Source organism: Acinetobacter sp. YH12152, assembly GCF_013418285.1.
Lineage (GTDB): Bacteria > Pseudomonadota > Gammaproteobacteria > Pseudomonadales > Moraxellaceae > Acinetobacter > Acinetobacter amyesii.
Window position 1 is genome coordinate 130,199 of the sequence record NZ_VPCH01000002.1, and the last position, 22,702, is coordinate 152,900.

Here is a 22,702-nt window from a genome sequence, read left to right on the forward strand (position 1 = left end):
CATGCATGGGCATGCCTTTTTTATGGGGAAAATTTACAAAAAAATAGAGGGATATTATGTTTGAAGTTCGTTTAGCAGAACGCCAAATGATTTTATTTGATCTGGATGGAACGCTAGTCGATTCAGCATCTGACTTACATCGTGCGATGAATATGAGTCTAAATGCGTTGCAATTACCTTTGGTCACAGAAGAGCAGGTGCGAAACTGGATTGGGAAAGGGACTTCATTATTTTGTCATAGCGTACTTGAATACTTGACCGGAAAGGTGGATGCCGCACAGCACCATCTTTTACTGGAAACTTTTCTAAAGATTTACAATGCCGATCCTTGTGTCTTGACGCAGCCCTTTGACGGCATTCTATCGTTCTTGGATTGGGCAAAAGCAGAGCAGAAAATTCTGATTTGTGTAACCAATAAACCAGAGCAACCGGCACGCAGTATTGTGCAAGCACTGGGTATGCATGATTACTTTGATGATGTGATAGGCGGAGATCGTTTTGAAGAGCGGAAACCACATCCCAAGCAGCTAGAGTATTGTGCGGAACATTATGCCTTACCAAAACAGCAAATTTTGATGGTGGGTGATTCTGTCAATGATGTAGAGGCAGCACGTCGTGCTGGTATTGATTGTATTGTGGTCAGCTATGGCTATAATCATGGTGAAAATATTCGAGATTGTCAGCCGCAGCATGTGGTCGATAACTTAAAAGAATTATTGGGTTGAAATAATTAGGGTTAAGGAAGTGAAAATGAGCAAGTGTGTAGGTTTTCGATGGCGTCACTCAATCAGCATGAGAAGAAATTAACTGAAATTGACCACGCGAAATATAGAGAAACCGAGATGACTACACAAACTCAATTTGAACAACTGAAATCTGCTGGATATAACTTGATTCCAGTCTATCGTCAGCGCTTGGCAGATACAGAAACTCCGCTGTCTGTCTTTGCGCGATTAAAACAACATAAACAAGCCTATTTATTTGAATCTGTAGAGGGTGGCGAAAACTGGGCACGTTACTCCATTATTGGTTTGGGTGAGTCCACCGTATTTTCGTGTAATGAAGGGCAGTTGACCGTTCAACATGTTGATGGTTCGATTGAAAAACAACAATGTGCAGACCCATTTCAATACATCCGTGACTTCCAAGCACAATATAAAGTCCCTACACAGCAAGATTTGCCTGCGTTACCGAGCTTTACCGGTGGATTGGTTGGATACTTTGGTTATGACGCTGTGCGTTATATCGAACCGAAGCTCAATAATGTGCCAGAAGCTGACCCAGTCGGGATTCCAGATATTTGGATGATGCTATCTAAAACCGTCATTGTCTTTGATAACCTCAAAGATACTTTATTCTTAATTGTACATGCCGATGTAAATGATGCTGAGGCCTATACCCAAGCGCAGCAACAATTGGATGAGCTAGAAGAACTTTTGGCAACCCCAATTGCACTCAAAGCAAATAAGCATACTGCACCACAGTTTGAATCCATCACTGGACATGACAACTTTATTGACTCTATTGCAAAAGTAAAAGAGTACATTAAAGCCGGTGATGTGATGCAGGTTGTGCCGGGCCATCGTATGGTATCCGATTTTGATGGTGAGCCTTTGCAGGTCTATCGTGCACTACGTCACCTCAATCCATCTCCATATTTGTTCTTGGTGCAAGGGCAAACACTTGAGAATGACATTCCCTTTCATATCGTCGGTTCATCACCTGAAATTTTGTCCCGCCTAGAAAATGGTGTAGCAACAGTTCGTCCTTTGGCGGGCACGCGACCACGGGGTAAAACCAAAGAAGAAGATTTAGCACTTGAAAAAGATTTGCTATCTGATGAAAAAGAAATTGCAGAGCATTTGATGTTGATCGATTTGGGTCGAAATGATGTTGGACGTGTTTCTAAAATCGGTAAAGTTCACGTGACTGATCAAATGGTGATCGAACGTTATTCGCATGTCATGCACATTGTGTCAAATGTACAAGGTGAAGTACGTGATGATGTCGATGCTTTGGATGTTTTTAAGGCAACATTCCCTGCGGGTACGCTTTCAGGCGCACCAAAAATCCGCGCTATGGAAATTATTGACGAAGTTGAACCAGTAAAACGTGGAATTTTTGGTGGTGCTGTTGGTTATTTAGGCTGGCATGGGGAAATGGACATGTCGATTGCGATTCGTACCTGTGTAATTCGAGAAAATAAGGTCTATGTTCAAGCTGGAGCAGGGGTAGTTTATGACTCAAATCCTGAATCAGAGTGGAATGAAACCCAAATAAAAGCTCGCGCAGTGATCAAAGCGGTTGAATTATCATCAAATGGATTGATTTTATGAGTTTTTCACGTTTTTTTTAGAAAAAACACTTGCAAGGATTTCAAGATTTGCTAAACTGCACACCGTTCCGATACGAAACGTACGAAACACTAAGAAACGCCGGCATAGCTCAGTTGGTAGAGCAACTGACTTGTAATCAGTAGGTCCACAGTTCGAATCCGTGTGCCGGCACCATCTTAGAAAGTTTGAGAGTGAGTAGAAAGAACGACACTGAAGTAAGTGTAAAATGGTGAGGTTCCCGAGCGGTCAAAGGGGGCGGACTGTAACTCCGCTACGAAAGTTTCGAAGGTTCGAATCCTTCCCTCACCACCAATTTTAAGACTTCAATAAGTGGTTTGTACCAACATCGTGCGGGAGTAGCTCAGTTGGTAGAGCGGTAGCCTTCCAAGCTACATGTCGCGAGTTCGACCCTCGTCTCCCGCTCCATATCTATTGAAGTGCTTATATTTGCTCTTATAGCTCAGTGGTAGAGCACTCCCTTGGTAAGGGAGAGGTCTCGAGTTCAAATCTCGATAAGAGCTCCAGATTTTACAGTTTAGCAACTTTAAATGTTGCACAAGATTCCAGAAGCAGGCTTTTTAGTCTGCTTTTCAAGTATTGGGTGTTTATTTTTTTAGGCGATATGTCGGAGCTGGGTTTTACTCAGAATTGTGTTCGACGTAAACGAGGAAGAAAAGCATGGCTAAGGCTAAGTTTGAACGTAATAAGCCACACGTTAACGTGGGCACAATCGGTCACGTTGACCATGGTAAAACGACTTTAACAGCTGCAATTGCAACTGTATGTGCAAAAAAATTCGGCGGTGAAGCGAAAGATTACGCTGCAATCGACTCTGCACCAGAAGAAAAAGCACGTGGTATTACAATTAATACTTCACACGTAGAATACGATTCTCCAATCCGTCACTACGCTCACGTAGACTGCCCAGGTCACGCCGATTATGTTAAAAACATGATTACTGGTGCTGCGCAAATGGATGGTGCGATCCTTGTATGTGCTGCGACTGATGGTCCAATGCCACAAACTCGTGAACACATCCTTCTTTCTCGTCAGGTAGGTGTACCTTACATCGTTGTATTCTTAAACAAATGCGACCTTGTGGATGATGAAGAACTTCTTGAATTAGTAGAAATGGAAGTTCGTGAACTTCTTTCTACTTATGACTTCCCAGGCGACGACACTCCAGTAATCCGTGGTTCTGCTCTTGCGGCGCTTAACGGTGAAGCTGGTCAATACGGCGAAGACGCTGTAGTTGCTCTTGTTGAAGCTCTTGACTCTTACATTCCAGAGCCAGAACGTGCTATCGACCTTGCATTCCTTATGCCAATCGAAGATGTATTCTCAATTTCAGGTCGTGGTACAGTAGTAACTGGCCGTGTTGAAACTGGTATCGTGAAAGTAGGCGAAGAAGTTGAAATCGTTGGTATTAAAGATACAGTTAAAACAACTGTAACTGGCGTAGAAATGTTCCGTAAACTTCTTGACGAAGGTCGTGCGGGCGAGAACTGTGGTGTTCTTCTACGTGGTACTAAACGTGAAGACGTTCAACGTGGTCAAGTACTTGCTAAACCAGGTACAATCAAACCGCATACTAAATTCGACGCAGAAGTATACGTACTTTCTAAAGACGAAGGTGGTCGTCATACTCCATTCCTTAACGGTTACCGTCCACAGTTCTACTTCCGTACAACTGACGTAACTGGTGCGATCGCGCTTAAAGAAGGCGTAGAAATGGTTATGCCTGGTGACAATGTAGAAATGTCAGTAGAATTAATCCACCCAATCGCAATGGACGCTGGCTTACGCTTCGCGATCCGTGAAGGTGGTCGTACAGTTGGTGCGGGTGTTGTTTCTAAAGTAACTGCATAATATAATACAGTTATCTTTGTACAGATCGAGAGTTTCGACTCTCGATTTGCTCTGCAGGTCAGTAGTTCAATTGGTAGAGCGTCGGTCTCCAAAACCGAATGTTGGGGGTTCGAGTCCCTCCTGGCCTGCCAAATTTTTTTAAAAAGAAGCTTGATGCTGGCTCAACTGGTCATATAATAAGTCGCGAATCCTACGACGAGTACAAAAATGTCGAATGATAAATCGCGTGACGCATTAAGCGACGCGCCAATTCCTCAAAGAAATAATCCTGCTGAAGTTGTTAATTCTGGTTCCCCTTTAGACTATGTTCTGTGGGTTATCGCGTTGATTTTACTCGGTAGTTCTATGATGGTGAATCAACATTTGCCAGCATACTGGGCACCAGCGAATGATGTCTGGGTCCGTGTTGGGGTAATTTTGGCTTGTATCATCGTGGCTTTAGGTTTATTATACGCCACCCATCAAGGCAAAGGCTTTGTTCGATTGTTGAAAGATGCTCGAATTGAGTTACGTCGAGTGACTTGGCCAACCAAGCAAGAGACCATGACCACATCTTGGCAGGTACTTGCGGTAGTCTTAGTGGCATCTATTTTATTATGGTGCTTTGACTATGCTTTGAGCTGGTTAATGAAGTTTATTATCGGGTAAGAGAGCTATGAAACGTTGGTACATTATTCATGCCTATTCAGGCTATGAAAAACAAGTGTTACGCTCACTTAATGATCGAATCCAGCGTAGCGCTGTAGCCGATAGCTTTGGTGAAGTCCTTGTCCCTACTGAAGAAGTAGTGGAAATGAAGGATGGTAAGAAACGTAAATCTGAGCGTAAATTCTTTCCAGGCTATGTATTAGTCGAGATGGAAATGAATGATGAAACTTGGCACATTGTTAAAGAATGTCCAAAAGTATTAGGTTTCATTGGTGGTACTGCAGAAAAACCTGCACCAATTACGCAAAAAGAAGCTGATGCGATTCTTGCACGTGTACGCAATACTGGCGAAGCACCTCGTCCTAAGACGATGTTTGAACCAGGTGAAGAATTACTCGTAATTGACGGTCCATTCACCGATTTTAAAGGCGTGGTGGAAGAAGTTCTATACGATAAGTCACGTTTAACGTTGACGATTAATGTATTTAATCGACCAACTCAGGTTGAGCTGGAATTTCGCCAAGTCGAAAAATCGGTTTAATTTAACTTGGTTGATAAACGCCCGATTTGTTATGAGTCGGGCATTGTTGTTGTAACGGTATCGTTACTTATATGTATGGGGAGCCTAGCGGCGTTAGTACCCAGAGGTAATTGAAATGGCTAAGAAGATTGACGGCTATATCAAGCTGCAAGTTCCAGCTGGTAAAGCAAATCCATCTCCACCGATTGGTCCTGCACTAGGTCAACGTGGTGTTAACATCATGGCATTCTGTAAAGAATTCAATGCTGCGACACAAAAAGTTGAAGCTGGTCTTCCAATTCCAGTAGTGATCACTGTGTACAACGACAAGTCGTTCACATTCATCATGAAAACTCCTCCTGCTGCGATTCTTCTTAAGAAAGCTGCGGGCATCCAAAAGGGTTCAGCTGTACCTAACAAAACTAAAGTTGGTAAGTTGACTCGCGCTCAATTAGAAGAAATTGCGACTACTAAAGAACCAGATCTTACTGGTGCTGATTTAGACGCACGTGTACGTACCATTGCTGGTTCTGCGCGTTCTATGGGCTTGGAAGTGGAGCTATAAGACATGGCTAAATTAACTAAACGTCAAAAAGCCATTGTTGCTGCTGTTGAAGCTAACAAAGTTTACACTTTGGAAGAAGCAGTTGCAGTTCTTAACGGCCTTCCAGCAGTAAAATTCAAAGAATCTTTGGATGTTGCTGTAAACCTAGGTGTTGATCCTCGTAAATCTGACCAAGTTGTTCGTGGCGCGACTACACTTCCTGCAGGTACTGGTAAAACTGTACGTGTAGCTGTGTTTGCTCAAGGCGCTGCTGCTGAAGCTGCTAAAGCTGAAGGCGCGGACGTTGTTGGTTTTGATGACCTTGCTGAAAGCATCCAAGCGGGTAACCTTGACTTTGATGTAGTAATTGCAGCTCCGGATGCAATGCGCGTTGTTGGTAAGTTAGGTACGATTCTTGGTCCACGTGGCTTAATGCCAAACCCTAAAGTGGGTACTGTAACTCCTGACGTAGCTTCTGCTGTTAAAAACGCGAAAGCTGGTCAAGCACGTTACCGTGTAGACAAAGCGGGTATTATCCACGCTGCGATCGGTCAAGTAGGTTTCACTGCTGAAGCTGTTCGTTCAAACGTTGAAGCTCTTGTAGCTGACCTTAAGAAAGCAAAACCTGCTACTTCTAAAGGTGTTTACATCCAAAAGATCACTTTAAGCTCAACTATGGGTCCTGGTCTTGTTGTTGATGTAGCAAACGTTTCTAAATAAGTTTCGACTTATTACAGAATTTTAAAGCCCTGAGTAAAAATCAAAGCGCTGCTTTGATTTTTACGCAAGAAAAGATATTTGCTTCACTCGAAGCATAGTTTCTCGTCTTGCGGGTCGGCAAAGCGGTACTTTGCTGATCGCCCCTCAGGCAAACTTTGAATTGATAAATTTAGATTTATCAGCGTCAAAGACCTCAGGCGAGGGGAGTTTTATGCTTTCTTCTTAATAGCCCAGCCTGAGTAGACGCGGTGGTGTGATTTGTTCCTCCTCCGCGTGTTGGTTCAGTGATGAGCTAACGAATTGGGAGTGCATCTGTATAGGTGCATAAATCACCGTTAGGAGGTTTTACAATGGCTCTTCTTATCGAAGGCAAAAAACAGATCGTAGCTGAAGTAACTGAAGTTGCTTCTACTGCGTATGCTGCTGTTGTTGCTGACTACCAAGGTTTAACTGTTGAGCAATTAACTGCTCTACGTGTTGAAGCTCGTAAACTAGGTGTTGCTACTCGTGTAGTTCGTAACACTTTGGCTAAACGTGCTCTTCAAGATACTCAATTCAATATCTTGAGCGACAACCTTGTTGGCCCAACAATCTTAGCTTTCTCAACTTCTGAAGACGACATGGGCGCAGCTGCTCGTTTGTTCGAAGAATTTGCTAAAACTAATAAAGCATTTGAACTTAAAGCTGCTGCATTTGACGGTAAAGTTTATCAAGGTGCTGAAGTTAGCGTTATCGCGAACCTTCCAAACCAAGAAAAAGCGCTTACTATGCTTGCAAACGTTCTTCAAGCTCCTATTTCGAAATTGGGTCGCCTTATTACTGCGCTCAAAGAGAAAAACGAGTCAGAAGCTGCTTAAGCTTAAATCAATTTACACACCATTCAATACCCATTTGGAGTTACTCTCATGGCTTTAACAAACGAAGAAATCTTAAACGCAGTTGCTGAAAAAACTGTTCTTGAACTTGTTGAACTTATTTCTGCTTTCGAAGAAAAATTCAACGTATCTGCTGCTGCTGTAGCAGTTGCTGCTGCTCCTGGCGCTGCTGGTGCTGCTGCTGAAGAACAATCAGAATTCAACGTTGAGTTGACTTCTTTCGGTGCTAACAAAGTTGCTGTAATTAAAGCAGTTCGTGAAGCTACTGGCCTTGGTCTTAAAGAAGCTAAAGATCTTGTTGAAAGCGCTCCTTCAGTTCTTAAAGAAGGCGTTTCTAAAGAAGAAGGCGAAGAACTTAAGAAAAAACTTGAAGAAGCTGGTGCTACAGTTACACTTAAGTAATCTTAAGGGGGGTCGATTTTTTTATAATCGGCTCCAAAAAATGGCTGATGGCCCTTGGGTCATCAGCCTTTTTGCGTTACAATAATCGGCTCGATTTTTGTTTGCATGATATAAAAATCATACAAATTAAAAATAATTTATAAAACCAAACGCTTACCAATATTTTTCAGTAAAAAAATATTGTTAAGCGTTTTAATACCACTAAAAATTGCAGCATTTGTGAAAGTGGTGGCCATATCGGCCTGCGTAATTCCTTCTAAGTTCGTTCTGCAGGCGGACTTAGTTTACTTTCCGAGGACTCCAGATGGCATACTCATATACCGAAAAGAAACGGATCCGTAAGAATTTTGGTAAATTGCCCAAGGTAATGGATGTTCCGTACTTGCTCGCGATTCAAGTCGACTCGTACCGAACTTTCCTTCAAGACGGCAAAACTCCAAAAAACCGCGAAGATATCGGTCTCCAAGCCGCATTTCGTTCAGTTTTTCCTATTGAAAGTTATTCTGGCAATGCTGCTTTAGAATTTGTTGAGTATAGTCTTGGTAAGCCTGAATTTGATGTGCGCGAATGTATTCTTCGTGGCTCAACTTATGCGGCGCCAATGCGTGTAAAAATTCGTCTGATCATTAAAGATCGCGAAACTAAAACAATCAAAGATGTGCGTGAGCAAGAAGTCTACATGGGTGAAATGCCACTTATGACAGACAATGGTACCTTTGTAATCAATGGTACTGAGCGTGTAATCGTATCTCAATTACACCGTTCACCAGGTGTATTCTTTGACCACGATAAAGGCAAAACTCACTCTAGCGGTAAAGTTCTTTATTCTGCTCGTATCATTCCTTACCGTGGTTCATGGCTAGACTTTGAATTCGATGCAAAAGATCTTGTATATGTTCGTATTGACCGTCGTCGTAAATTACTTGCGACTGTTGTGCTTCGTGCCTTGGGTTATAACAACGAACAAATCCTAGACATGTTCTACGAAAAAGTACCTGTATATCTTGATATGGGTAGCTATCAAATTGACTTGGTTCCAGAACGTCTACGTGGCGAAATGGCACAGTTTGATATCGTGGGTACAGACGGTAAAACAATTGTTGAACAAGGTAAACGTATTAACGCGCGCCATGTTCGTCAAATGGAAGCAGCAGGTCTTGAAAAACTTTCTGTTCCTGATGAATACCTATATGAACGTATTGTTGCTGAAGATGTAACGTTACGTGATGGCGAAGTTGTTGCGGCAAATACCGTGCTTAGCCATGAAATTATGGTGAAATTGGCTGAAGGCGGCGTTAAACAATTCAACGTACTTTATACCAATGATATCGACCGTGGTCCATTCATTGCGGATTCTTTACGTGCAGATACTACAACTGGTCGTGAAGAAGCACTTGTAGAAATCTACAAAGTGATGCGTCCAGGTGAGCCACCAACAAAAGAAGCTGCTGAAAACTTATTCAACAACTTGTTCTTCTCTTCTGAACGTTATGATTTATCACCAGTAGGTCGTATGAAGTTCAACCGTCGTTTGGGTCGTCCTTACGAAGTGGGTACGGATCAGAAGTCTCGTGAAGTTGAAGGCATTCTTTCGAACGAAGACATCACTGATGTATTGAAAACATTAGTTGAAATCCGTAACGGTAAAGGTGAAGTCGACGATATCGATCACTTGGGTAACCGTCGTGTTCGTTCTGTTGGTGAAATGACAGAAAACCAATTCCGTGTTGGTCTAGTTCGTGTTGAACGTGCTGTTAAAGAACGTTTATCTCAAGCTGAAACTGATAACTTGTCTCCGCAAGATTTAATCAATGCGAAACCAGTTGCTGCTGCAATCAAAGAATTCTTTGGTTCAAGCCAGTTGTCTCAGTTCATGGACCAAAACAACCCGTTGTCTGAAATTACACACAAACGTCGTGTATCAGCATTGGGCCCAGGTGGTTTGACTCGTGAACGTGCGGGCTTCGAAGTACGTGACGTACATCAAACTCACTACGGTCGTGTATGTCCAATCGAGACTCCTGAAGGTCCAAACATTGGTTTGATCAACTCACTTTCTGTTTATGCGAAATGTAATAACTTCGGTTTCTTGGAAACTCCATACCGTAAAGTTGTTGATGGTCGTGTAACGGATGACGTTGAATACCTTTCTGCGATTGAAGAAGTAGGTACTGTGATTGCACAGGCCGATTCTGGTATCGATAAAGACGGTAACTTAACTGAAGAATTCGTATCTGTACGTCACCAAGGTGAATTCGTACGTATTCCACCAGAAAAAGTAACGCATATGGATGTATCTGCTCAGCAGGTTGTATCTGTAGCGGCATCACTTATTCCGTTCCTTGAACACGATGATGCCAACCGTGCATTGATGGGTTCAAACATGCAGCGTCAGGCTGTTCCTACATTACGTGCTGACAAACCGCTTGTTGGTACAGGTATGGAAGCAAACGTAGCGCATGACTCGGGTGTGTGTGTACTTGCGAAACGTGGTGGTCGTATTGAATTCGTTGATGCTTCTCGTGTCGTTATTCGTGTAAACGAAGAAGAGATGGTGGCAGGCGAAGCAGGTGTAGATATCTACAACCTGATCAAATACACACGTTCGAACCAAAATACATGTATCAACCAAAACGTTGTTGTACGTTTAGGTGATAAAGTTGCACGTGGTGACGTTCTTGCTGATGGTCCATCAACAGATGGCGGTGAATTGGCATTGGGTCAAAACATGCGTGTAGCGTTCATGACTTGGAACGGTTACAACTACGAAGACTCGATCTTACTATCAGAGCGTGTACTTCAAGAAGATCGTTTAACGTCTATCCACATCCAAGAGCTTTCATGTGTTGCACGTGATACCAAATTGGGTGCTGAAGAAATTACAGCGGATATCCCGAACGTGGGTGAAGCTGCACTTTCTAAATTGGATGAATCAGGTATCGTTTATATCGGTGCTGAAGTAACTGCTGGTGACATTCTTGTAGGTAAAGTAACGCCTAAAGGTGAAACTCAGTTAACTCCGGAAGAAAAATTGCTTCGCGCAATCTTCGGTGAAAAAGCGGCTGACGTAAAAGACTCTTCATTACGTGTATCTTCATCTGTGAAAGGTACTGTAATTGACGTTCAAGTATTTACACGTGACGGTCTTGAAAAAGACGAACGTGCTCAAGCAATTGAGAAAGCACAACTTGATGCTTACCGTAAAGACTTGAAAGAAGAATACAAAATCTTCGAAGAAGCGGCTCGTGAACGTATTGTTCGTCTATTGAAAGGTCAAGAATCTAACGGTGGCGGTACAACTAAACGCGGTGACAAATTAACTGAAGAGTTATTGTCTGGTCTTGAGTTGGTTGATCTTATTGAAATCCAACCAGTCGACGAAGCGATTGCTGAACGTTTAACTCAAATTCAAGTGTTCTTGAAAGAGAAGAGCCTTGAAATTGACGAGAAATTTGCAGAGAAAAAACGCAAACTTTCTACAGGCGATGAACTGACAACTGGCGTATTGAAAGTTGTTAAAGTTTACTTGGCTGTAAAACGTCGCATCCAACCGGGTGATAAAATGGCGGGTCGTCACGGTAACAAAGGTGTTGTATCTAACATCTTACCTGTAGAAGACATGCCACACGATGCAAACGGTGTTCCAGTTGATGTTGTACTTAACCCACTGGGTGTGCCATCACGTATGAACGTGGGTCAGATTCTTGAAACTCACTTGGGTATGGCGGCTAAAGGTCTTGGCGATCAAATCGACAAGATGATGAAAGAGCAGCGTACTGTACTTGAGCTTCGTGATTTCTTAGACAAGATTTATAACAAAGTTGGTGGCGAACAAGAAGATCTTGATAGCTTGACTGATGAAGAAATCTTGGTGCTTTCAGGTAACTTGCGTAAAGGTGTTCCTTTAGCAACACCAGTATTTGATGGTGCTGAAGAATCACAAATCAAAGAATTGTTAGAACTTGGTGGCATTTCACGTACTGGTCAAACAGTATTGTATGATGGTCGTACAGGTGAACGTTTTGACCGTCCTGTAACTGTAGGTTACATGTACATGTTGAAACTGAACCACTTGGTAGACGACAAGATGCATGCGCGTTCTACTGGTTCTTACTCTCTAGTAACTCAACAGCCGCTTGGTGGTAAAGCACAATTCGGTGGTCAGCGTTTCGGTGAGATGGAAGTATGGGCACTCGAAGCTTACGGTGCAGCATACACACTTCAAGAAATGCTTACTGTGAAGTCGGATGACGTTGAAGGTCGTACCCGTATCTATAAGAACATTGTAGATGGTAACCATTACATGGACCCAGGTATGCCTGAATCGTTCAACGTATTGACCAAAGAGATCCGTTCTTTAGGTATCAACATTGAACTGAAAAATGGTGACTAATTAGCTCCATTGAATCTCCCTTGCGAAGCAGTGCTTCTCACCTCTTTAATCAAGAGGGGCAAGGGGGATTTCTCAGTTAAAAAACAATATTTGTGACCCAGTTGTGAAGTGAAAATCTCCACAACACACGGAGAAAAAAATTGAAAGACTTGCTCGATATCATGCGCAAAAAGACGGATTCAGACGGTCATGCTCCTGTAGAGTTTGATCGCATCCGTATTGGTCTTGCGTCACCAGAAATGATTAAGTCGTGGTCTCATGGTGAAGTTAAAAAGCCTGAAACCATTAACTACCGTACGTTCAAACCTGAACGTGATGGTTTATTCTGTGCCAAAATCTTTGGTCCAGTAAAAGATTACGAATGCTTGTGTGGTAAATACAAGCGTATGAAATACAAGGGCGTCATTTGTGAAAAATGTGGCGTTGAAGTAACAACTGCAAAAGTACGTCGTGAGCGTATGGGTCATATTGACCTTGCTTCTCCAGTTGCGCATATTTGGTTCTTAAAATCACTTCCTAGCCGTATTGGTCTGCTTTTAGACATGACTTTACGTGATATCGAACGTGTATTGTATTTCGAATCATACGTTGTAACTGACCCAGGTATGACTCCACTTGAGAAATACCAACTTCTAAACGATGAAGAATACTTCACTGCTTTAGAAGAACACGGTGATGAATTCACTGCGAAAATGGGTGCAGAAGCAGTTCAAGATTTGTTGAAAGACATCGATCTTGAAGCTGAAATTTCACGTCTTCGTGAAGAGATTCCAAATACAACTTCAGAAACGAAGCTTAAAAAAGCTTCTAAACGTCTGAAATTGATGGAAGCGTTCAAAGAGTCGAACAACAAACCAGAATGGATGGTGATGAATGTACTTCCAGTACTTCCACCTGATCTTCGTCCGTTGGTTCCTCTAGAAGGTGGTCGTTTTGCGACTTCTGACTTGAACGATCTTTACCGTCGTGTAATCAACCGTAACAACCGTTTAAAACGTCTTTTAGACCTTGCAGCACCAGACATTATCGTACGTAACGAAAAACGTATGTTACAAGAGTCTGTAGATGCATTGCTTGATAACGGTCGTCGTGGTCGCGCAATTACCGGTTCGAACAAACGTCCTCTTAAATCTTTGGCAGACATGATCAAAGGTAAACAAGGTCGTTTCCGTCAAAACTTATTGGGTAAACGTGTCGATTACTCTGGTCGTTCGGTAATTACTGTAGGTCCAACTTTACGTCTGCACCAATGTGGTCTTCCGAAAAAAATGGCGCTTGAATTATTCAAACCATTCATTTTCGCGAAACTACAAGCGTCTGGCCAAGCGACAACCATTAAAGCTGCGAAGAAAATGGTTGAGCGTGAAACTCCAGAAGTTTGGGACGTACTTGCTCACGTAATTCGTCAACATCCAGTGATGTTGAACCGTGCGCCTACACTTCACCGTTTGGGTCTTCAAGCATTTGAACCAACCCTGATTGAAGGTAAAGCAATCCGTCTTCATCCGTTAGTTTGTGCGGCATTTAACGCCGACTTCGACGGTGACCAAATGGCGGTACACGTACCATTAACACTTGAAGCTCAGTTAGAAGCTCGTGCGTTAATGATGTCAACAAACAACATTCTTTCTCCTGCGAACGGTGAGCCAATCATCGTACCTTCTCAGGACGTTGTCTTAGGCTTGTACTACATCACTCGTGATGCGATCAATGCCAAAGGTGAAGGCATGGTGTTTGCGGATACTGACGAAGTAAACCGTGCACTTGCAACAGGTCAAGTTGATTTACACGCTCGCGTAAAAGCACGTGTACACCAAACTGTCATTGACGAAAATGGTAACCGTGAACAACAAACCATTGTTGTAGACACAACTCCAGGTCGTTGTTTACTTTGGGAAGTTGTACCTGAAGGTATGGATTTCCAACAAATCAACGTTGAGATGACTAAAAAGAACATCTCTAAATTGATCAACTCTTGCTACCGTAAATTAGGTCTAAAAGATACTGTTATCTTCGCTGACCAATTGATGTACTTGGGCTTCCGTCAAGCGACTCACTCAGGTGTGTCTGTTGGTATGGAAGACATGTTGATTCCGCCACAAAAACAAGCAATTATCGAAAAAGCTGAAGTTGAAGTTCGCGAAATTGAACAACAATTTGAACAAGGTTTCGTAACTGCCGGCGAACGTTATAACAAAGTTGTCGATATTTGGGCGCGTACAAACGACCAAGTAGCGAAAGCGATGATGGACAACTTGTCTTTCACAACTGTTAAAAACAAACAGGGTGAAGACGAGAAACAAAAATCATTCAACTCGATCTACATGATGTCTGACTCAGGTGCCCGTGGTTCGGCAGCTCAGATTCGTCAGTTAGCGGGTATGCGTGGTTTGATGGCGAAACCAGATGGTTCGATCATTGAAACACCAATTAAAGCGAACTTCCGTGAAGGTTTGACCGTACTTCAGTACTTCATTTCAACACACGGTGCACGTAAAGGTTTGGCCGATACTGCATTGAAAACAGCGAACTCAGGTTACTTGACTCGTCGTTTGGTTGACGTTGCACAAGACTTGGTAATTACTGAGCCAGATTGTGGTACTTTCGACGGTCTTGTAATGACTCCGTTCATTCAAGGTGGCGATGTCATCGAGAACTTAGGTACTCGAGTATTGGGTCGTGTACTTGCTGAAGATGCGAAGAAACCAGGTTCGGATGATGTCATTCTTCCACGTAATACTTTAATCGACGAAAAACTTGCAAACTACTTAGAAGAGCAAGGTGTCGATGAAGTGAAAGTACGTTCAGTTGTAAACTGTGAATCTACTTTCGGTGTATGTGCGAAATGTTACGGTCGTGACCTTGCTCGCGGTCACTTGGTGAATCCAGGTGAATCTGTGGGTGTAATGGCTGCTCAATCAATTGGTGAGCCAGGTACACAGTTAACAATGCGTACGTTCCACGTAGGTGGTGCTGCGAGCCGAACTTCTGCTGCTAACAGCGTACAAGTTCGTAACAAAGGTACAGTACGTTTCCACAATGTGAAAACAGTACAACACGCTAAAGGTCACTTGGTATCAACTTCACGTTCAGGTGAAATCGGTATCGCGGATGACATCGGTCGTGAACGCGAACGTTACAAAATTCCATACGGTGCTTCAATCATCATTAAAGATGGCGAAGCTGTGGAAGCTGGCGGTATCGTAGCGACTTGGGATCCGCATACACATCCATTGGTTACCGAAGTTGCAGGTAAAGTGCGTTTCAGCCAAATCGCTGATGGCGTAACTGTGACATCAAAAACTGATGATGCAACAGGTATGACGACTATTGAGGTACTTCCAGTAACTTCACGTCCAGCATCTGGTAAAGATATGCGTCCAGCTGTTGTATTGGATACAACAGCTGGCGGCGAACAGTTCTACTTCCTACCACAAAACACGATTCTGACTGTGCGCGATGGCGAAACAATTGGTGTCGGTGACGTTATTGGTCGTGTACCACAAGAATCTTCACGTACACGTGATATTACCGGTGGTCTACCGCGTGTAGCTGACTTGTTCGAAGCACGTAAACCGAAAGAACATGCGATCCTTGCTGAAATTTCAGGTATCGTAAGCTTCGGTAAAGAGACCAAAGGTAAGAACCGTCTTGTGATTACTCCGGATGATGGCTCTGAGATTTACGAAGAGCTAATTCCGAAATGGCGCACGATTAACGTGTTCGAAGGCGAGCATGTGAACCGTGGTGAAACCATTTCTGATGGTCCGCAAAACCCACACGACATCTTACGTTTGAAAGGCGAAGTTGCACTGACAAACTACATCGTGAACGAAGTTCAGGACGTATACCGTCTGCAAGGTGTAAAAATCAACGACAAGCACATTGAAGTGATCGTACGTCAAATGCTTCGTAAAGTTGAAATCACTGACGGTGGTGATACAAGCTTCATCAAAGGCGAGCAAGTGGAATACATCCGCGTTGTTCAAGAAAACCAAGCTGTGGCAGCTCAGAACAAGTTCCCAGCGAAGTTTGAACGTCAATTGATGGGTATTACCAAAGCGTCGCTTTCTACTGACTCGTTCATTTCTGCTGCATCGTTCCAGGAAACAACTCGTGTGTTAACTGAAGCTGCTGTAACAGGTAAAGAAGATGAATTACGTGGTCTGAAAGAAAACGTAGTTGTAGGTCGTCTGATCCCAGCGGGTACAGGTTTGGCTTACCACTTAGAACGTCGTCGTCAAGAGTCTGAAGCTGCAGAGCTTGAGCTTCACAATGACTTCTCTGATGTAGATCAAGCATTAAGCCAAGCATTTAGCGATGAATTTAACGGTCTTTAATTAGCCCTTAAATCATTCAAAAAAGCCACCTTCGGGTGGCTTTTTTTATGCGGACGAATTGAAAATTAAAGCTTTCCTAATGTTGATTTATTTCCTATAGTAAAAATAGAAAATAACACATCTCTTGATTTTTAAACTTAAACATAACGGGGGCTTTTTGATGAAATTCACACAGCAAGTATTCGCAGTTTCTGCATTATTCAGCTCATTGACAGCGATTGCTGCACCTATGCCCAATTCGATTGTGGTTGAAGATAAAGCTGTAGTTCCAGTACTAAAAACAGAAGTGATTCGCCGTGTTGCAGGTCAAGAACCTGTACGCCAAGTAACTGCAACAGTGTTAGAAATGACCAATAAAGGTCAGGATATCGTGGCACGTGAAATTGAACTTTCAGATCACCAAAGTGATTTTTCTGAAAAGAAATTATCGATTCCAGTAGTACAACGTGGTGGTGTCATCATCCCGACTTCTAAAATTGAAACCAAGACGACGGTGAAGCAGGACGGTCAGATTATTCGTCAAAACACCAATATTGATGCAGAAGGTGTAGAGTTTAAGAAAGGGCAGGAACCGATTAAACGCACGCTAAAACTAGATCAGGTAACAGATCCAGAAAGCAAAGCCAAACTCTCTCATGCTGTGCTGACTGAAAATGGTGAAACAACAAAAGATTTGATGATTTTGGATGAAAACCCTGAGTGATTCGTAAGCGATTAGGCGTGGTTTTTACAAAATGCAGCATTTATGCTCCAAGCCGTAACAAGCTATGTTTAATTGTTTCATACAATGGTTTTAGAATCATAGGTATTGAAGAAGACAAGGAACATCACAATGAAAAAAGTAATGAGCGTATGCGCAGTCGCGATGATGTCGACCCTAATGCTTGCTGGTTGTGAAAGCATGTCGCCAAATGAACAACGTATTGGTGCTGCAGCTTTAGGTGGTGCCATTGGTGGTGGTGTGGGTAATAATGTCGGTGGTGGTGTAGGTGCAGCCGTTGGTGGTGGTGCTGGTGCAGCTGTCGGTAGTAAAACTCAAAACGGTTCAAACCGAAATGCCACATATAGTGGTGTAGGTGGTGCGATTGGTTCTGCAGTCGGTAAAAGTATCTTTGGTGGTAACACCGGTGCTGCGATTGGTGGTGCAATCGGTGGTGGTGCAGGTGCTGCAATTGAGCAAAATCGCTAATCCAATCCGATAAAATTGAATGAAAAGGCGCTTAAAGATAAGCGCCTTTTTTATTTGCGGGGACGGGGTTGCTTGCGACGAATGTAGAGGGTTTTTTGAACTTCAGCGATACGTAAGCCTGCTTCATCAAAAATATTTAAACTATAGTTCCGTAGCACAGGTACGTGGTTATCTGCTAAGTTTTTAATATGGTTGATTTCATTTGGGTCGAGCTGGATATCAGCGTATACCGTTCCACGCCCGGGGGATAAAAATTGGATATTTGCCGCTTTGTCCCACACGATATAACGTGAGCCCAGGTGATGCATCAAAATCAACATATAAAATGGGTCAACCATTGAATAAAGACTACCGCCAAAATGTACACCGACGATATTTTGATTTTTGCGAGTTAATGGCATTTTGACGCGAATGTGATAATTGGCGAGATCAATTTTATCAATCGAAATGCCAGCACCTTTATAAGGGGCATAATGATTGAGTAAGAATTTAGAGACAATAGGCATTGTCATTATTTTCTGGATTATGCTCATACTGGGTCAATTTTTTTTTATGCTGAACTTTGCATACTAAATGAGTTTCAAAACTGTGGCATTGATCACATTGCCCATGTTCACAAATAAAACGTCAATTCGATGGAATCGATAAAAGGACAAGAAGAATGCAACCACTAAATACGCAATGGGTGAATACCACAGATCAACAACGGCTCTATGTGAAGACATGGGGTGATGAAACCAAGCCCGCTTTGGTTTTGGTTCATGGTTATCCTGATAATCAGGAAGTATGGGAACCGGTTATTGAACATCTTGGTTCTGAATTTTATATTGTGAGCTATGACGTGCGAGGTGCAGGGCAGTCATCTGTGCCCCGTAAAGTACGAGATTATCGTTTGGAGCAATTATCACTTGATTTGGATAGTGTAACGCAAGCGGTATTAGGCGAACGTAGTTTTCATTTGGCCGCGCATGATTGGGGCTCTATCCAATCTTGGGAATCGGTGACTGAGCCAAAATTTCGCTCACGTATTTTGTCTTATTCAACTATTTCTGGGCCATGTTTGGATCATGCGGCATTTTTGCTCAGAAATAGCTTTAAGCATCAGCAGAAAAAATTACTCAAATTATTAAGTAAGTCATGGTACATCGGGGTATTCCAATTACCATTTTTGGCACCGACCGCGTGGCATTTTTTGAATGCTGAACGTTGGGGAAAAATTGTGAATGATTTAGAACGTACTCAAGAATTGCCTTTGAATCATAATATTCAGCATGATGGTAAACACGGTATTGCGCTTTACCGTGCTAATTTTATTCCCCGCTTAACTCAGCCTAGACAACGTCATGCCGTCTGTCCTGTACAAGCGATTGTGTTGAAACATGATAATTTTGTCAGTCCAGATTACATTAAAGAATTACCTAATTGGGTTGAAGATTTATCTGTAGTTGAAGTCAATGCCAATCATTGGGCCGTGCTGAGCCAACCCGAAAAAATTGCAAGTTACATCGCTCAATTTGCGCAATCACAGCAGCTTTAAGTAAATCTTTCAATAGTGTCAGTTTCATCGATAGGGGGCTAAATAGCGAGCAAATTCTGATAAAATATGGTTTTTTGTCAGACTCCCTTTTTTCTTATGTTTGCTATTCTTGCCGCAATTACAGTCATGTTTGGACTGTCGCTGGCACGCGTGCCTGTTGTATTTGCACTGATCATTGGTGCAGTAACAGGTGGCTTGTTAGCTGGCCTTGGTATTCATGGCACCATCGAAGCGTTTAATAGTGGCTTAGGCAACGGTGCTCAAATCGCACTTGCTTATGGCGTGTTGGGGGCATTTGCTTTGGCACTTGCGCGTTCAGGTTTGCCAGATTTATTGGCTTATCAAATGATTACGAAGCTGAAAGGCTCAAGTAATATTAAATCGCAAAATCGTGTGAAATATGTGATTTTTGCAACTGTAGCTATTGCCGCTATTTGCTCTCAAAATGTAGTTCCTGTACATATTGCATTTATTCCTGTTTTGATCCCACCATTACTCAGTGTATTTAACCATCTTAAGCTTGACCGTCGCTTAATTGCTTGCGTGTTGACCTTTGGTTTGGTGGGAACCTATATGTTGGTTCCTTTTGGTTTTGGTGCTATTTTCCTTAATGATATTTTAGGTCAAAACATCAATACCTTTGGTAAGCCATATGGTTTCAACATCAGCTATGATCAAATTCCAACTGCTATGGCAATTCCAGTATTTGGGATGTTTGTTGGCTTATTAATTGCTGTTTTTTATAGCTACCGTAAACCACGAGAGTATGCTGACGTTCAGGTTAAGGAATCACAGCACACCATCTCATCTGATGTAAAAGCAGATGAAAATGGTAAACCACAAGTCGCTAAATTTACTTTGATCATGGCTGCGGTTGCAGTAGTTGCTACGCTTTCTGTTCAAGTCATATCTGAGTCGATGATTTTGGCCGGTCTCGTTGGTGTTGCGATCTTAAGCTGTGCAGGTATCTTTAAGTGGAAAGAAGCCGACGATGTCATTATCAGTGGTATGCGCATGATGGCACTGGTGGGTTTCATTATGATTTCTGCTCAAGGCTTTGCATCTGTGATTGAGGCTACGAATCAAGTACCAACACTAGTACAAGCTTCAGTTGAATGGATTGGAAACAGCCAAGGTTTAGCGGCATTTTGGATGTTATTGATAGGGCTATTAATTACCTTAGGTATTGGTTCTTCATTCTCAACAATCCCAATTTTGGCCATTATTTATGTACCACTTTGTATTCAATTTGGTTTTAGCCCAGCGGCAACGATTGCAATTATTGGTACAGCAGCAGCTTTGGGAGATGCAGGTTCTCCAGCATCAGACTCAACTTTAGGGCCAACATCAGGTCTTAATATGGATGGTCAGCATGACCACATGAAAGATAGTGTGGTCCCGACCTTCATTCACTACAATATTCCATTAATGATCTTTGGTTGGATTGCCGCAATGGTACTCTAAAAAATTTTCAAAGATAAATAAAAAGGCGATTATATAATCGCCTTTTTTGTTATTTAATTCTGAGGATTTTGGTTGGATTAAAATAATTCATTTTATTAATTCTGATTAAAAAGGTTGGTATATTATGAATAATAAATTAATTATAACGGTGAAAATATAAAACCAAGCATTGCACTATGATTAAAATAAATATATTTAATTAATAATAACTTATATAATAATGTAATAAATTATTAAATAATGTTATTGCATAATTTTAATACTAATGTTTAATATTAATTATTCATTCTAGAAGGTTGTTTAAAAATGTTAAAACAAGCTGCTCTTATTGCATTATTGGGTATGTCTGCATCAGCGATGGCTGGTCAATGGCAAGTGAAAGTTGGTGGTTCTGTGGTAGCCCCTACTTCTGACACAAGTATTTTAAACGGCGCAGTAAATGTTGAAGCAGATCATGAATATGCATTTACACCATCAATTGAATATTTCTTTAATGACAACATTTCAGCTGAATTACTTTTGGCAACGCCAATAAGTCATGATGTAAATGTTACAGGTGCTGTAGATGCTGGTGTGAAGGTCAAACATTTGCCACCTACAATTACTGCAAAATATAACTTTAAAAATTCAACACGTTTCACACCGTATATTGGTGTAGGTGGTACAGCATTTGTTGCGTGGGATGAAAAAGCAAGTGGTGATTTAGCTGGTGCTAAAGTAAAAGTAAAAGAAGACTTTGGTTTTGCAGGTCAAGTCGGTTTTAACTACCAGCCAGCTGATGCAAAAAACTGGGGTGTTTTCTTTGATGCGCGTTATGCACAGATCAGCCCAGAAGTTGAAATTAAAGATGTTACAACTTTTGATTTAGATATCGATCCAATGGTGTATACAATTGGTTATAGCTACAAATTCTAAACTGTAGCTAATTTTAAAACCCTGTCGAATGGCAGGGTTTTTTTATGCAGCATATTCCATCCATCAGTTGATCGAATTGAACAAATAGGCAATAGAAAATTTAGGTAGAACTGTTAGAGTCGAGATAAATCAGCAAGTTGGATGAAGAGAAAAGACGATGAAAAAAATTATTCAGGGTATGCTGGTCTTGGGCAGTGCTTATTTTATTTCGACAAGTTATGCCGCAAGTTTTGATTGTAAAAAGGCGAAAACCATTACCGAACATGCGGTTTGTGATAACCGGAGTATTAATGATGCCGATGTCAAAATGGCCACGACCTATACGATTATTCGTCATTTGGTTCCCATGGGGACACGTGGTGCAATTCAAGATCAACAAATAAAATGGCTACAACTACGCGATCAGTGCCGTGACAATGTCAGTTGTTTAAGTGATGTATATAAAATGCGGCAGCAAAAACTGGATCTCTACATGGACCGCGTTTATAAACAAGGACCTTTTTAACTAAATGTGCGGAATTCTCCATCTATAATCTGTGATTTAGATGGAGATGGATAGCACGCCTTTTCAGTCGGGTCTTTCTTGGTTTTGGATGTATTCTCGAATTACATCAATTGTCGCTCCACCTGTTGTAAGTAGACAGTATGCCCTCGTCCAAAGCACAGGTTTCCAATAATAAGGTTTTAGTTCTTCACCGAACTCCTTGCGTATCAGTCTGCTTGATACAGTTTTTAGATTATTGATGAATTTACTTGGCATGATGTTCGGGTGCATATCTAACAATAAGTGAATATGATCAGCTTCACCATTGAACTCAATCAAGTCAATCTCCCAATCAGCACAGTTCTTTTTTACAATTTCTTCAAGCCGATTGATCATCTCATTTGAAAGGCATTTCTTGCGATATTTTGTTACCAACACTAAATGATATGTAAGTTTATAAACACAG

19 protein-coding genes and 5 tRNA genes are annotated in these 22,702 nt (G+C 42.0%); 22 read left to right on the forward strand and 2 right to left on the reverse strand.

The genetic code is table 11. The annotated features are described in order from the left end of the window. The first annotated feature begins 56 nt into the window (after window positions 1-56). From FTU83_RS01395 to FTU83_RS01480, 18 genes are all read left to right on the forward strand, one after another. Complete coding sequence (locus tag FTU83_RS01395) at window positions 57-725, forward strand: phosphoglycolate phosphatase (RefSeq protein WP_180002846.1); 669 nt, start codon at window positions 57-59, stop codon at window positions 723-725. Between the two features lie 117 nt (window positions 726-842). Beyond that, window positions 843-2,336, forward strand: coding sequence for an anthranilate synthase component I (trpE, locus tag FTU83_RS01400; RefSeq protein ID WP_168379029.1), 1,494 nt, complete (start codon window positions 843-845; stop codon window positions 2,334-2,336). Between the two features lie 98 nt (window positions 2,337-2,434). Continuing rightward, window positions 2,435-2,510, forward strand: a tRNA-Thr gene (locus FTU83_RS01405). 54 nt (window positions 2,511-2,564) lie between these two features. After that, a tRNA-Tyr gene (locus tag FTU83_RS01410) sits at window positions 2,565-2,648 on the forward strand. Between the two features lie 38 nt (window positions 2,649-2,686). After that, window positions 2,687-2,762: transfer RNA gene (locus tag FTU83_RS01415), tRNA-Gly, on the forward strand. 23 nt (window positions 2,763-2,785) lie between these two features. Next, window positions 2,786-2,860 (forward strand) — tRNA-Thr (locus tag FTU83_RS01420). Between the two features lie 154 nt (window positions 2,861-3,014). Then, entirely contained in the window at window positions 3,015-4,205 is a 1,191-nt protein-coding gene (tuf, locus tag FTU83_RS01425) for an elongation factor Tu (protein WP_078190047.1), read from the forward strand. A 55-nt stretch (window positions 4,206-4,260) separates the two neighbouring features. Further along, window positions 4,261-4,336, forward strand: a tRNA-Trp gene (locus FTU83_RS01430). Window positions 4,337-4,412: 76 nt separating this feature from the next. After that, window positions 4,413-4,853 carry a preprotein translocase subunit SecE gene (gene secE, locus FTU83_RS01435; protein WP_078189832.1) on the forward strand — a complete coding sequence of 147 codons (441 nt, stop codon included), beginning with the start codon at window positions 4,413-4,415 and terminating at the stop codon, window positions 4,851-4,853. A gap of 7 nt (window positions 4,854-4,860) precedes the next feature. After that, window positions 4,861-5,394 carry a transcription termination/antitermination protein NusG gene (gene nusG / locus FTU83_RS01440; protein WP_078189831.1) on the forward strand — a complete coding sequence of 178 codons (534 nt, stop codon included), beginning with the start codon at window positions 4,861-4,863 and terminating at the stop codon, window positions 5,392-5,394. Between the two features lie 115 nt (window positions 5,395-5,509). After that, window positions 5,510-5,938: a 50S ribosomal protein L11 gene (gene rplK / locus FTU83_RS01445; RefSeq protein ID WP_004868049.1), complete on the forward strand. Its 429-nt coding sequence runs from the start codon at window positions 5,510-5,512 to the stop codon at window positions 5,936-5,938. Between the two features lie 3 nt (window positions 5,939-5,941). Continuing rightward, the gene (gene rplA / locus FTU83_RS01450) at window positions 5,942-6,637 is read left to right on the forward strand and encodes a 50S ribosomal protein L1 (protein WP_078189830.1); all 696 of its coding nucleotides are present in this window, start codon (window positions 5,942-5,944) and stop codon (window positions 6,635-6,637) included. Window positions 6,638-6,987: 350 nt separating this feature from the next. After that, the gene (gene rplJ, locus FTU83_RS01455) at window positions 6,988-7,494 is read left to right on the forward strand and encodes a 50S ribosomal protein L10 (protein WP_111885844.1); all 507 of its coding nucleotides are present in this window, start codon (window positions 6,988-6,990) and stop codon (window positions 7,492-7,494) included. 48 nt (window positions 7,495-7,542) lie between these two features. Further along, window positions 7,543-7,914 (forward strand): 50S ribosomal protein L7/L12, encoded by a 372-nt coding sequence (rplL, locus tag FTU83_RS01460; RefSeq protein WP_078189828.1) that lies wholly within the window; start codon window positions 7,543-7,545, stop codon window positions 7,912-7,914. A 304-nt stretch (window positions 7,915-8,218) separates the two neighbouring features. Further along, a complete protein-coding gene (rpoB, locus tag FTU83_RS01465) occupies window positions 8,219-12,307 on the forward strand; it encodes a DNA-directed RNA polymerase subunit beta (RefSeq protein WP_180002850.1) in 4,089 nt (1,362 codons plus the stop codon). A gap of 140 nt (window positions 12,308-12,447) precedes the next feature. After that, entirely contained in the window at window positions 12,448-16,647 is a 4,200-nt protein-coding gene (rpoC, locus tag FTU83_RS01470) for a DNA-directed RNA polymerase subunit beta' (RefSeq protein WP_180105494.1), read from the forward strand. Window positions 16,648-16,807: 160 nt separating this feature from the next. Beyond that, window positions 16,808-17,350 (forward strand): hypothetical protein, encoded by a 543-nt coding sequence (locus FTU83_RS01475; RefSeq protein ID WP_180022681.1) that lies wholly within the window; start codon window positions 16,808-16,810, stop codon window positions 17,348-17,350. A gap of 129 nt (window positions 17,351-17,479) precedes the next feature. Next, the gene (locus FTU83_RS01480; protein WP_078192840.1) at window positions 17,480-17,836 is read left to right on the forward strand and encodes a DNA transfer protein p32; all 357 of its coding nucleotides are present in this window, start codon (window positions 17,480-17,482) and stop codon (window positions 17,834-17,836) included. A gap of 50 nt (window positions 17,837-17,886) precedes the next feature. On the opposite strand, the gene FTU83_RS01485 is transcribed toward FTU83_RS01480, so the two are convergent. Then, complete coding sequence (locus FTU83_RS01485; RefSeq protein WP_180105493.1) at window positions 17,887-18,369, reverse strand: DUF4442 domain-containing protein; 483 nt, start codon at window positions 18,367-18,369, stop codon at window positions 17,887-17,889. Window positions 18,370-18,497: 128 nt separating this feature from the next. Between FTU83_RS01485 and FTU83_RS01490 the strand changes: the two genes are divergently transcribed. The 4 genes from FTU83_RS01490 to FTU83_RS01505 all read left to right on the forward strand — a co-directional run bounded on the left by FTU83_RS01490 (window position 18,498) and on the right by FTU83_RS01505 (window position 22,257). Continuing rightward, a complete protein-coding gene (locus FTU83_RS01490; RefSeq protein ID WP_078192838.1) occupies window positions 18,498-19,373 on the forward strand; it encodes an alpha/beta fold hydrolase in 876 nt (291 codons plus the stop codon). A 96-nt stretch (window positions 19,374-19,469) separates the two neighbouring features. Continuing rightward, on the forward strand, window positions 19,470-20,837 hold the full coding sequence (locus FTU83_RS01495; protein WP_180105492.1) for a Na+/H+ antiporter family protein: 1,368 nt from the start codon (window positions 19,470-19,472) through the stop codon (window positions 20,835-20,837). A gap of 306 nt (window positions 20,838-21,143) precedes the next feature. Continuing rightward, the gene (locus FTU83_RS01500; protein ID WP_180035020.1) at window positions 21,144-21,752 is read left to right on the forward strand and encodes an OmpW family protein; all 609 of its coding nucleotides are present in this window, start codon (window positions 21,144-21,146) and stop codon (window positions 21,750-21,752) included. A gap of 157 nt (window positions 21,753-21,909) precedes the next feature. Further along, entirely contained in the window at window positions 21,910-22,257 is a 348-nt protein-coding gene (locus FTU83_RS01505) for a lysozyme inhibitor LprI family protein (protein ID WP_078189819.1), read from the forward strand. A gap of 63 nt (window positions 22,258-22,320) precedes the next feature. Here FTU83_RS01505 and tnpA read toward each other — a convergent pair. Further along, window positions 22,321-22,702 (reverse strand): IS200/IS605 family transposase (gene tnpA, locus FTU83_RS01510; RefSeq protein ID WP_218945749.1); only part of this gene is annotated, 382 nt, incomplete at its 5' end.